The organism is Microbacterium sp. UBA1097 (assembly GCF_002313585.1).
Taxonomy (GTDB): Bacteria; Actinomycetota; Actinomycetes; order Actinomycetales; family Microbacteriaceae; genus Microbacterium.
The window spans coordinates 20,502-31,375 of the sequence record NZ_DCBW01000029.1 but is presented as its reverse complement, the minus strand read 5'-3'; the positions used below and the strand labels follow the sequence as shown (position 1 = coordinate 31,375).

Annotated in this window: 13 protein-coding genes; 10 read left to right on the top strand and 3 right to left on the bottom strand. The window is 66.1% G+C overall.

All coding sequences use genetic code 11. The features are described from left to right. The coding region (locus B4F19_RS07490) for a hypothetical protein (protein ID WP_292733782.1) at window positions 1-197 on the bottom strand (197 nt) is incomplete at its 3' end. 52 nt (window positions 198-249) lie between these two features. Further along, window positions 250-858 carry a vitamin K epoxide reductase family protein gene (locus B4F19_RS07485; RefSeq protein ID WP_292733779.1) on the bottom strand — a complete coding sequence of 203 codons (609 nt, stop codon included), beginning with the start codon at window positions 856-858 and terminating at the stop codon, window positions 250-252. 269 nt (window positions 859-1,127) lie between these two features. Here B4F19_RS07485 and B4F19_RS07480 point away from each other — a divergent pair, with 269 nt between their 5' ends. Continuing rightward, entirely contained in the window at window positions 1,128-3,593 is a 2,466-nt protein-coding gene (locus B4F19_RS07480) for an Rne/Rng family ribonuclease (protein WP_292733791.1), read from the top strand. Window positions 3,594-3,602: 9 nt separating this feature from the next. On the opposite strand, the gene B4F19_RS07475 is transcribed toward B4F19_RS07480, so the two are convergent. After that, window positions 3,603-3,878: a DUF4031 domain-containing protein gene (locus B4F19_RS07475; RefSeq protein WP_228178227.1), complete on the bottom strand. Its 276-nt coding sequence runs from the start codon at window positions 3,876-3,878 to the stop codon at window positions 3,603-3,605. A 218-nt stretch (window positions 3,879-4,096) separates the two neighbouring features. Between B4F19_RS07475 and rplU the strand changes: the two genes are divergently transcribed. From rplU to rsfS, 9 genes are all read left to right on the top strand, one after another. Then, window positions 4,097-4,405 carry a 50S ribosomal protein L21 gene (gene rplU / locus B4F19_RS07470; protein WP_292729271.1) on the top strand — a complete coding sequence of 103 codons (309 nt, stop codon included), beginning with the start codon at window positions 4,097-4,099 and terminating at the stop codon, window positions 4,403-4,405. A gap of 19 nt (window positions 4,406-4,424) precedes the next feature. Next, entirely contained in the window at window positions 4,425-4,682 is a 258-nt protein-coding gene (gene rpmA, locus B4F19_RS07465) for a 50S ribosomal protein L27 (protein ID WP_228178968.1), read from the top strand. A 95-nt stretch (window positions 4,683-4,777) separates the two neighbouring features. Continuing rightward, window positions 4,778-6,286, top strand: a complete 1,509-nt coding sequence (gene obgE, locus B4F19_RS07460; protein ID WP_292733776.1) for a GTPase ObgE — start codon at window positions 4,778-4,780, stop codon at window positions 6,284-6,286. After that, window positions 6,283-7,110 (top strand): glutamate 5-kinase, encoded by an 828-nt coding sequence (proB, locus tag B4F19_RS07455; RefSeq protein WP_292726296.1) that lies wholly within the window; start codon window positions 6,283-6,285, stop codon window positions 7,108-7,110. The genes obgE and proB overlap by 4 nt, the downstream gene beginning before the upstream one ends. 10 nt (window positions 7,111-7,120) lie before the next feature. Beyond that, complete coding sequence (locus B4F19_RS07450) at window positions 7,121-8,401, top strand: glutamate-5-semialdehyde dehydrogenase (protein ID WP_228178962.1); 1,281 nt, start codon at window positions 7,121-7,123, stop codon at window positions 8,399-8,401. A gap of 51 nt (window positions 8,402-8,452) precedes the next feature. Further along, window positions 8,453-8,677, top strand: a complete 225-nt coding sequence (locus B4F19_RS07445; RefSeq protein ID WP_228178960.1) for a hypothetical protein — start codon at window positions 8,453-8,455, stop codon at window positions 8,675-8,677. 7 nt (window positions 8,678-8,684) lie between these two features. Next, entirely contained in the window at window positions 8,685-9,281 is a 597-nt protein-coding gene (nadD, locus tag B4F19_RS07440; protein ID WP_228178958.1) for a nicotinate-nucleotide adenylyltransferase, read from the top strand. Next, window positions 9,278-10,327 carry a hypothetical protein gene (locus tag B4F19_RS07435; RefSeq protein ID WP_228178956.1) on the top strand — a complete coding sequence of 350 codons (1,050 nt, stop codon included), beginning with the start codon at window positions 9,278-9,280 and terminating at the stop codon, window positions 10,325-10,327. The genes nadD and B4F19_RS07435 overlap by 4 nt, the downstream gene beginning before the upstream one ends. A gap of 73 nt (window positions 10,328-10,400) precedes the next feature. Then, window positions 10,401-10,751, top strand: a complete 351-nt coding sequence (rsfS, locus tag B4F19_RS07430; protein ID WP_414683105.1) for a ribosome silencing factor — start codon at window positions 10,401-10,403, stop codon at window positions 10,749-10,751. Window positions 10,752-10,874: the final 123 nt, after the last annotated feature.

Below are 10,874 nucleotides of genomic sequence, written 5' to 3'. Positions count from 1 at the left end.
GACCGAATGAAGGGGGCGGCCCAGGGGCAAGCATCCGTGGTCGAGACTGTCACGATTCTGCCTGGCCGCGGGTTGTCGGGATCGACGGTCAGGGTCGGGACGCACACCGTGGATGGAGCGCTCAGGCATGACGTCAACGGTGCGCACGCGACAACGAGGAGCATCGCCATGACTCCAGTGCTGACGCGCCGATTCATGGCGCCACGTTAGGCCTGCGCGCCCCGACCCGTCCAGCGGTGCGGTGTGATTCTAGAGACCGAAGATGTTGGTCAGAGCCCGTGTCGGTGCCAGCTGCGCGACGATGACGATGATGCCGTAACTCACGATTGTCGCCAGCGGTACCCACCTCATGAGACCGCGCGAGAACCGCAGCAGGCCGGGCGATGTTCCAAAGGCGCCCGAGCGCATGGCGTGGACGGTGACGGCGTAGAACGTCGGAATCGTCACGCTCCACGTGACCATGCACCAGGGGCACAGGGTGCCGAGGACGAACAGGCTCTGGCTGATGAGCCAGATCACGAAACCGAACGCGAACAGCATCCCTGCCCAGAAAAGCAGCCAGAACCATCGAGCGAAGCGTGCGCCGGCCAGCAGCGCGGCACCCACGACGATCGGTGCCACCCAGCCAGCGAGCCCCAGGATCGGGTTGGGGAAGCCGAAGACACTTCCCTGCCACGACTGCAGATTCGCCGTGCACTGCACCAGGATGCTGAAGTCGCAGGATGCTGTCGCTTCCGGGTCTGCCAGAAGGTGGAATCGCTCGACGGTCAGGCTGAACGCGGCGTACCAACCGATGACACCGGCGAGGATGAGCCAGACGGCAAGGCCGATGGGTCGACGAGCGGATGCTGCGGGCATGCGTCAATTCTGGCATCCGTCTTCTTAGGAGACGCCTGAAAAGCGCGGGTCATCCGAACCAATGGAGTGTTTGTGCTCCGATAGTGCGATAATTGCCGGGACGAGTCCGCGGCCGCGCCGCGCGACATGTCGTCACAGACTTCCGGGCAATGGCTGCCCGTCGCAGCGTGAGCTTTGAGCCTGCTGCACACCGAGTTGATGAGCGACCTCCGGGTCGCGGAGATGTCGTCGGGCGACGCGCGGGGTCGCTCGGCAAGGAGTACGCCGACATGGGCGATGAGAACGATGTACAGAACACGATCGATGCCGACACGGAAGGCACACGAGACGACCTGACCGAGTCCTCCATCGCCGCCGAGACCGAGGAGCAGACTGCCTCGCAAGACGAGTCGACGGAGTCGGCGCCGGCTGAACACGATCCGGCTGCCGTTCCCGAGGCTGAGACGCCGGAGGGCGCGGTCGACGCGGAGCAGCCGGCCGCACAGGATGCCGGTGGCGAGGACGCTGCACCTGCTGACGAGCAGATCGACTCCGCCAGTGACGAGAACGCCGCAGCATCCGAGCCGCAGCACGATGGTGCGGCACCGGAGCAGTCAGCTGCCGAGTCGGAGAGTGACGAGGCTGAGACTCCCGCCGAGCCGGACAGCAACGACGAGGCTCAGGCGGCCGACGAGCCGGCGGGCCCGCCCACTGCCGTCAGTCTGGGGCTGCTGCCCGAGAACTTCGTGTCGTCGGTCTCGACGGCGCTGATGTTCTATGCGCCCGAGATCACGCCTCTTCCCGCACTTCCTGAGGACGAGCCTGACGACTCCGAGCCCTCCGGATCATCGCGGCGCCGCAATCGTCGCCGCGGTGGGGGAGAGTCCCGCGAGGACAACAGGTCTAACGGATCGCGTCAGCGTCAGGCTGAAGTGATCACCGAGCCGCAGCGGATCAAGGGGTCGACCCGTCTCGAAGCCAAGAAGCAGCGCCGTCGTGACGGGCGCGAAGCGGGCCGCCGCCGCACCGTCGTAACCGAAGCCGAGTTCTTGGCGCGCCGCGAAGCCGTCGACCGCGTGATGGTTGTGCGTTCGAAGAACGGACGGGTCCAGATCGGGGTGCTCGAAGACAACGTGCTCGTCGAGCACTACGTTGCTCGCAGTCAGGATGCTTCCCTCATCGGCAACGTCTACCTCGGGCGCGTCCAGAATGTGCTCCCCAGCATGGAGGCAGCCTTCGTTGACATCGGTCGGGGCCGCAATGCGGTGCTCTACTCCGGCGAGGTGGACTGGGACTCGGTCGAGACCGGCAACCAGCCGCGACGCATCGAGCTTGCGCTGAAGTCGGGCGACAAGGTTCTCGTTCAGGTGACGAAGGATCCGGTCGGGCACAAGGGCGCCCGTCTCACGAGCCAGATCTCCCTGCCGGGCCGCTACCTGGTCTACGTGCCCGGCGGCGCGATGAACGGCATTTCCCGCAAGCTCCCCGACACCGAGCGCGCGCGGCTGAAGAAGATCCTCAAGGAGGTTCTCCCCGAGTCATCGGGCGTCATCGTGCGCACCGCGGCCGAAGGGGCCACCGAAGATCAGCTGACGCGTGACGTGCAGCGCTTGACCGCGCAGTGGGAGCACATCAACCGCCAGGTCGAGACCACCGGTGCTCCGGCGCTGCTGCACTCCGAACCCGACCTGCTGGTCAAGATCGTCCGTGACGTGTTCAACGAGGACTTCTCGCGGATGCTCATCCAGGGTGAAGATGCCCTGCACACCATTTCGCGCTACCTCGAAGGTGTCGCGCCCGACCTGCTCGAGCGTGTGTCGGCTTACGAGGGTGACGCCGATCCGTTCGATGAATTCCGGATCACGGAGCAGATCGAGAAGGCGCTGGACCGAAAGGTGTGGCTCCCCTCGGGCGGTTCGCTCGTGATCGACCGCACCGAGGCGATGACGGTCATCGACGTCAACACAGGAAAGTTCGTCGGCTCCGGCGGCAATCTTGAAGAGACAGTGACCAAGAACAACCTTGAAGCCGCTGAGGAGATCGTTCGTCAGCTGAGGCTGCGCGACATCGGTGGCATCATCGTTGTCGACTTCATCGACATGGTGCTCGAATCGAACCGCGACCTGGTGCTACGTCGCCTGGTGGAATGTCTGAGTCGGGATCGGACGAAGCACCAGGTGGCTGAGGTCACGTCCCTTGGCCTCGTCCAGATGACCCGAAAGAAGCTCGGCCTCGGCTTGCTGGAGACCTTCAGTGAACCGTGCGAGGTCTGCGCGGGTCGAGGGGTCATCGTTCATCACGATCCTGTCGTCAAGCACCGCACCGCGGCTTCCGGCAATGGTTCGCCGCGTCGGAGCCGAGGCGCGGCTTCCGGGAACGGTTCGTCCTCTTCCTCGTCGTCGTCTCAGGCGGGCAACGGCACGCACGTCATCACAGAGGGCGTGAAGTCGGCCCTCGCGCAGATCGCGGCATCCACGATTCACGCCCCCGTCGATGCGGCGGCCGTCGAGGAAGTCGTTGTGGCGGCGGTTCAGGAGGCGAGTGAGCCGGCCCCCGAGAAGCCCAAGCGTCGCAAGAAGAAGGCAGAAGCCGAGAAGCCCAAGTCCGAGAAGGAACTGCTCCTGGATTCTGTGCTCAACGCCCTACCCGAGCCGAAGGCCCCCGGCCAGGGACGCGGGCGGCGTCGTGTGACGACTGCCGCGCTGACAGGAACTCCCGTTTCTGCGACGCCAGCAGGGTCGGACGACGAGTCCTGACCGTCGTCCCTACGTGCCCTGACGGCGCTCACGTGCCGTCACACGCAGCCCCGACGCGATGAGCGCGCGAACCAGCGTGTGACCGTCGACGGGCCGCGCTCCGGCCGCCACGAGCCTCGCGTGCGCCTCGGCGGGAACGTCGTAGTGATCACGGTCGAAACCGCGGCGCGGGATGTCGTTTTGCTCCGCGAAGTCATGGAGCTCGGCGAGGTCAGTGTCGCTGATCAGGTGCGACCACAACCGGCCGTGCGCCGGCCAGCGGGGGTCGTCGATCAGAATCGTCACGCGCCGATCATAGGTGCTGGCCGACTGAGGTCGTCGGCGATGAGGGCCGCTTTGCGACTACGCCGCCGCATCGGGTAAAGTATTCCTTTGGTGCGTCGTGTGCCGCGTTCCGGACGGCGGCACGTCAGGGCCTCGGTTCCGCACCGCAGCGGTCATCCCCTACGGATGACCCCTCAGACAGACCGGAGCGCTGTGCTCCCAGAAGAAACAGGTGTGAAGTGGTTTACGCAGTAGTGCGCGCCGGCGGCCGGCAGGAGAAGGTTTCGGTCGGCTCGATCGTCGTTCTCGACCGTCTCGCCGCCAAGATCGGCGACAAGGTCGAGCTTCCGGCCGTGCTGCTCGTGGACGGCGACACCGTCACGACCGACGCTGCGAGGCTTTCCAAGGTCAGCGTGACCGCCGAAGTTCTCGGCGAAGAGCGCGGTCCGAAGATCGTCATTCAGAAGTTCAAGAACAAGACCGGCTACAAGAAGCGCCAGGGGCACCGCCAGGACCTCACGCGCGTCAAGGTCACCGGAATCAAGTAAGTCCCAGGAAGGCGCAGCAATGGCACACAAAAAGGGCGCTAGCTCTACCCGTAACGGTCGTGACTCCAACGCCCAGCGACTGGGCGTGAAGCGTTTCGGCGGCCAGGTCGTCAACGCCGGCGAGATCCTCGTTCGTCAGCGCGGCACGCACTTCCACCCCGGCGCGAACGTTGGTCGCGGCGGCGACGACACGCTGTTCGCGCTGTCGGCCGGCGCTGTCGAGTTCGGCACCAAGGGCGGCCGCAAGGTCGTCAACGTGGTGGCCGCCGCGGAGTGATCTGCAGCTGACATCAGTTTTCGGAAGGGGCGGGCTTCGGCTCGCCCCTTCCCGTCATCCGGCCCCGATAAGCATCCGAAGACAGGAGAAAGCGCATGGTCACTTTCGTCGACCGCGTCACCCTGCACCTTCGTGCGGGTAAGGGCGGCAATGGATGTGTGTCGGTTCGCCGTGAGAAGTTCAAGCCGCTCGCCGGACCCGACGGCGGCAACGGCGGCCACGGCGGCGACATCGTGCTGGTCGCCGACCCCCAGGTGACGACCCTGCTCTCTTACCACCACTCGCCCCACCGATCAGGTGGCAACGGCGGATTCGGGATGGGTGACAACCGATCCGGCGCCGCCGGCGAATCCATCGAGCTTCCTGTTCCGCTGGGTACCGTCGTGAAGGACCCGTCTGGCGAGGTGCTCGTCGATCTCATCGAGCCCGGGATGCGTTACGTCGTGGCCCCGGGCGGTCTCGGCGGTCTCGGCAATGCCTCGCTCGCCTCGCCGAAGCGCAAGGCCCCGGGCTTCGCACTACTTGGCACTCCAGGGTGGGAGGGCGATGTCGTCCTCGAGTTGAAGACGGTCGCCGACGTTGCGTTGGTCGGTTTCCCCTCTGCGGGAAAGTCCAGCCTGATCGCGGCCATCTCAGCTGCGCGCCCGAAGATCGCTGATTACCCGTTCACGACTCTCCATCCGAACCTTGGAGTCGTCGAAGCCGGTGACGTGCGCTTCACCGTCGCTGATGTGCCCGGCCTGATCGAAGGGGCCAGCAGCGGCCGCGGACTCGGCCTGGAGTTCCTGCGGCATGTCGAGCGCTGCACGGCGCTCGTGCACGTGTTGGACTGCGCGACGCTCGATCCGGGTCGCGATCCGCTCACCGATCTCGATGTGATCCTCGCGGAACTCGCCGCCTATCCCGTTCCCGAGGGGCAACTGCCGTTGCTCGAGCGCCCCCAGGTCATCGCCCTGAACAAGGTCGACGTGCCCGAGGCTCGGGATCTCGCTGATCTGGTGCGTCCCGACCTTGAAGCACGCGGTTACCGCGTCTTCGAGATTTCGACGGTGAGCCGATCTGGTCTCCGCGAGCTGAGCTTCGCGCTGGCCTCCATCGTCGCCGAGCACCGGGCCGCGCAGGCGGACACACCGAAGCCCGAACGTGTCGTCATCCGTCCGCAAGGCGCTGAGCAGGACTTCTCTGTCCGCGTCGAGGGCGGCACGTATGGCCCGGTCTACCGCATCCTGGGCGCGAAGCCTTTGCGGTGGGTCCAGCAGACCGACTTTCAGAACGATGAAGCTGTCGGATACCTTGCCGACCGGCTGGAGAAGCTCGGTGTCGAAGACGAGCTGTATCGCCTCGGCGCGACGCCCGGCGCGACGGTCGTCATCGGCGGCGACGACGGTGTGATCTTCGACTGGCAGCCCTCGCTGAGCTCCGTAGCGGAGCTGATGACGGCGCCGCGCGGCACCGATCCCCGCCTCGACCAGAACTCGCGGCGTACGACCGCGCAACGTCGCGAGCGTTACCACGAGCGAATGGACGCGAAGGCTGAGGCGCGGGAGGAACTCGAGGCCGAACGGCTGGCAGCACGGGGCGAGGCGGAGGACGACGAGCAGTGACTGTGACCGAGCGCGAGGGTCTCTTCGGTTGCCGACGGGTTGTCGTCAAAGTCGGATCATCGTCAATCAGCGGTGAGCACGCCTGGCGCATCGACGCGATCGTCGCCGCGATCGCTGCGGCTCATGGGCGCGGTACCGAAGTCGTGCTCGTCTCCTCGGGAGCTATCGCGACAGCCCTTCCGCTTCTGAAGCTCGACGGCCGCCCGGATGACTTGGCAACCCAGCAGGCCTCGGCCGCGGTGGGTCAGAACGTGCTCATGTGGCGGTACCAGACCAGCCTCGACCGGTTCGGCATCCTTGCCGGGCAGGTCCTGCTTACTGCCGGTGATCTGGAGAATGCCACCCACCGCTCGAACGCGCGGCGAGCCATGGAGCGACTACTGGGGCTTCGGATCCTTCCGATCGTCAACGAGAACGACACTGTCGCGACGCACGAGATCAGGTTCGGCGACAATGACAGGCTTGCAGCCCTCGTGGCCCAGCTCGTTGGTGCCGACGCTCTGGTTCTGCTCAGTGACATCGAAGCCCTCTACACGCGGCCGCCGGACGAGCCCGGTGCCACCCCGATCGATCGCGTGGAACCGGGCGATGACCTGCACGGTTTCCAGTTTGGTTCGGTCGTGGTCAACAGCGTCGGGACCGGGGGAGCCGCGACCAAGGTCTCCGCGGCGCGGTTGGCTGCGGCTGCCGGCGTGGGGGTCCTTGTCACCAGCGCCGATCGCGTTGACGAGGCGCTGCGCGGCGAGAACATCGGCACATGGTTCGCTCCGAATCCGCATCCTGTCGCATCTGCTCTCACCGGCCCCATCGCCGTCGATCGGTAGGCTGGCGATCATGTCAACCACGCTGATGTCACCGACGGATGCCGTCACCGGCGCTCGGGAGCGGATGCAGCACGCCAAGAGCGCTGCGCGCACGGTGGGCCTGCTCTCCACGCAGCGCAAGAGCGACATGCTGAATGCCGTTGCGGCGCGTCTGGAAGCCGACACCGATCGGATCGTCGAGGCGAACGCGGCCGACCTGCAACGGGGCCGCGACACTGGGCTCTCGGAGGCGCTCCAGGACCGGCTCCGCCTCGACCCTGTGCGGGTCGCGGCGCTGGCCGCAGCGGTGCGCGAGGTCGCCGAGCTTCCGGACCCGGTCGGTCGAGTGCTCGAGGAGCGTCGGCTCGAGAATGGCCTGTCGCTGACCAAGGTGGCGGTGCCGTTCGGTGTGGTCGGATCCATCTACGAAGCGCGCCCCAACGTGACTGTCGACATTGCTGCGCTTGCGCTGCGCTCTGGCAACGCCGTGGTGTTGCGCGGCGGCTCTGCCGCCGAGAACAGTAACCGGGCGCTCATCGCGAGCATGCGGGCTGCCCTCGAGAGCGTCGGTGTTGATGCCGAGGCGATCCAGACCGTGGATGACTTCGGCCGCGACGGCGCACGGGCCATGATGCAGGCTCGTGGCCTGATCGATGTGCTCGTGCCGCGGGGCAGTGCCCAACTCATCGAGACGGTTGTTACCGAATCGACCGTGCCGGTCATCGAGACCGGAGCCGGACTCGTTCACATCGTTCTCGATGAGAGCGCGCGCGCCGATTGGGCACTGGATATCGTCGTCAACGCCAAGGCACAGCGGCCGAGCGTCTGTAACGCTGTGGAGACGGTGCTGGTGCACCGTGGTGCCGCTGACCGGCTCGTTCCCGACCTGGTGGCGGCTCTCCACGCAGCCGGCGTGACCGTGCACGGTGACGTCGACGTGTCGGCACGAGCCGAAGGAGTAGTCCCGGCCACACCGGAGGACTGGGCAACGGAGTACCTGAGCCTCGACGTCGCCATCCGTGTCGTTGACGACCTGGATGCCGCGCTCGAGCACATCCGCACATACTCCTCGCAGCACACCGAATCGATCATCACCGAGGATCCCGCGGCTGCTGAGCGCTTCCTCGCGGAGGTGGACTCTGCGGTGGTCATGGTCAACTCGTCGACGCGGTTCACGGACGGGGGCGAGTTCGGCTTCGGCGCCGAGGTCGGGATCTCGACCCAGAAGCTCCATGCCCGGGGTCCTATGGGGCTCCCTGAACTGACGAGCACGAAGTGGCTGGTGCGCGGTGCCGGTCAGGTGCGCGGCTGAGAGCTAAGCTGGATACGCGCACCTGTCGCCGCAGCCACGAACGGAGTTTCAATGACCCTCGTCTCGCTTCTCGCCTTCGCCGCAGAAGAGTCGGAGCACCACGGCAACGTGGCATTGGAGACCGTCATCTTCGGGATCATCGCCCTGGCTGTCTTCGGGCTCTTGGCGCTTGTGACTGCGTCGTACCGCAACGTCGCGAACCGTCACGCGCACAAGGCGGAGGCTTACGCAAAGACCCACGCGGCTGAGCTGCAGCGATCGGGGCACGGCCACTAGGCATCCGATGTCGGCAGCACGAGCACGCCGAATCGGGGTGATGGGCGGGACGTTCGATCCCATCCACCACGGGCACCTGGTCGCGGCAAGCGAAGTTGCCGACTCCTTCGGGCTGGACGAGGTGGTGTTCGTTCCCACCGGACAGCCCTGGCAGAAGAGCGACGTCACGGAGTCCGAGCATCGGTATCTCATGACGGTGATCGCGACGGCATCCAACCCCAGCTTCTCGGTCAGCCGTGTCGATATCGATCGAGACGGCCCGACCTACACGATCGATACTCTCCGTGACGTGCAGCGACTCAATCCCGACGCGGATTTGTACTTCATTACCGGCGCGGATGCGATTGCGCAGATCCTCAGCTGGAGAAATCATGATGAACTGTGGGAGTTGGCGCACTTTGTCGCCGTCTCACGACCCGGCCACGTCTTGAACACGGACGGGCTCCCTGTCGAGGACGTAAGCCAACTAGAGATCCCCGCGCTGGCGATCTCGTCGACGGACTGTCGAGGACGGGTTCGCGGGGGACACCCCGTGTGGTACCTGGTCCCTGACGGAGTCGTCCAATACATTGCGAAGCACCATCTGTATCGGAGCAACGAATGACGAATGAGCAGCAACCGAACCAGCCGTTGACGCGTCGGCAGCTTCGGGAGCTCCGCAGCACGGGTGCAACCCCGATCCTGACGCCCGAGGGCACGCCGATCATGCCGCCGGCCCAGGCGACGACAGCTGCGAACGAGGCCAAGGCGCCGTCCGACGCCGACGATCGTCAGGACGTCGGGCAGGCTCCTGCCACGGCGGACTCCGCCGATGAGGCGTCCGAGACCGGTGAGTCAGCCGAGCCCGCGGCATCCGGGGGATCGGTTGACCCCTCGAGAGAGCCCGCACCGGCTCCGGCGGAGGAGTCGCCAGCCGTGGCTGATAAAGGCCAGGGTTCGGGCCCTAGCCCGTCAGAGCCAACTCCCGATCCTGACGGGGCTCCTCTGACCCGCCGGCGCGCCCGGGAGCGTACCGGCAACACTGACGCTCTCGCCGTCAACAATCCTGACGGTGACCACCGTGTGCCCTTCGTCTCGGTTCCGCCGGTATCGCCGGAGGAGCATCCGATCTCCCAGGCCGCGGCCGGACTCGCGTCGGGCGAACCTGCGGAGCGCGGCACGGTGAGCCCGCAGCTCGGATCGGCACTGCTCGCTGGCGTGGCGACAGAGCCCGACCCGCGACCGAGTTTCGACCAGCTCATCTCGCGTCCCAGCGCGGGCTCGACCGGCACCGGCAGCGCGCTGATCGTTACGGATTCCCCGCCGCAGGGCATCACGGCCCCCGTCAACGCCACAGGCGAGGTGCTCGTCACCGGCAGCCTGGCACTGCCCGACCTTTTCGCGACGACCGGGCAGATGCCCGGCACCTCCGAGGGCTTTGACATCGATGCCACGTTTGCCGACGGGGAAATCCCGCAGCACTCGTCGCCGACGCCGATCGCCGCCAGCGCAGCGATCAGTACGGTGAAGACGACGGCTGAGATCATCAAGCCCCCTGCGCCTGAGAAGGGCTCGCGGCTCATGCTGACCCTCGCCATTACCGCAGGCGTTCTCGCGCTGGCTCTGGTGGGCGTCCTGATCCTCGCCTTCGCGACAGGGGTGTTCTCGTGACGCGCTGCGCCGGTTCGTTGGGTTACGCGAGCACGGGAGCGCGCGCGTGACGGCTACTGAAACGTCGAAGCAGATGCTCGCGATCGCGGCTGCCGCGGCTGAGGCGACGGGTGCCGAGGACCTCGTGGCGCTGGATGTCTCGGAGCCGCTCCCGCTCGTCGATATCTTTCTGCTCGCGACCGGTCGCAGCGAACGCAATGTCGCGGCGATCGCCGACGAGATCGAAGAGAAGCTGCTGGAGGCAGGACACAAGCGTCTGCGCCGCGAGGGGCGCCAAGAGTCGCGGTGGATACTGCTGGACTTCGGTGATCTGGTCGTCCACGTGTTCCACGAGCAGGAGAGAGCCTTCTACGGCCTGGAACGCCTCTGGAAGGACTGCCCGATCGTCCCCATCGATCGACCGGCGCAGGCTGTCACAGACTGAGAGCGGATGCTGCATCGGTTCGGCTGGCGTCCACCGATGTAGTAATCTGTTCTAGTTGCCTCTTGGGGCAGCATCCGGGCCTGTGGCGCAGCTGGTAGCGCACCTGCATGGCATGCAGGGGGT

What these genes read in the sequence shown, in the direction of transcription:
- B4F19_RS07485 (WP_292733779.1), bottom strand. Translation starts at nt 858, where the DNA reads ATGCCCGCAGCATCCGCTCGTCGACCCATCGGCCTTGCCGTCTGGCTC.
- B4F19_RS07480 (WP_292733791.1), top strand. Translation starts at nt 1,128, where the DNA reads ATGGGCGATGAGAACGATGTACAGAACACGATCGATGCCGACACGGAA.
- rpmA (WP_228178968.1), top strand. Translation starts at nt 4,425, where the DNA reads ATGGCACACAAAAAGGGCGCTAGCTCTACCCGTAACGGTCGTGACTCC.
- obgE (WP_292733776.1), top strand. Translation starts at nt 4,778, where the DNA reads ATGGTCACTTTCGTCGACCGCGTCACCCTGCACCTTCGTGCGGGTAAG.
- B4F19_RS07450 (WP_228178962.1), top strand. Translation starts at nt 7,121, where the DNA reads ATGTCAACCACGCTGATGTCACCGACGGATGCCGTCACCGGCGCTCGG.
- B4F19_RS07445 (WP_228178960.1), top strand. Translation starts at nt 8,453, where the DNA reads ATGACCCTCGTCTCGCTTCTCGCCTTCGCCGCAGAAGAGTCGGAGCAC.
- nadD (WP_228178958.1), top strand. Translation starts at nt 8,685, where the DNA reads ATGTCGGCAGCACGAGCACGCCGAATCGGGGTGATGGGCGGGACGTTC.
- B4F19_RS07435 (WP_228178956.1), top strand. Translation starts at nt 9,278, where the DNA reads ATGACGAATGAGCAGCAACCGAACCAGCCGTTGACGCGTCGGCAGCTT.
- rsfS (WP_414683105.1), top strand. Translation starts at nt 10,401, where the DNA reads ATGCTCGCGATCGCGGCTGCCGCGGCTGAGGCGACGGGTGCCGAGGAC.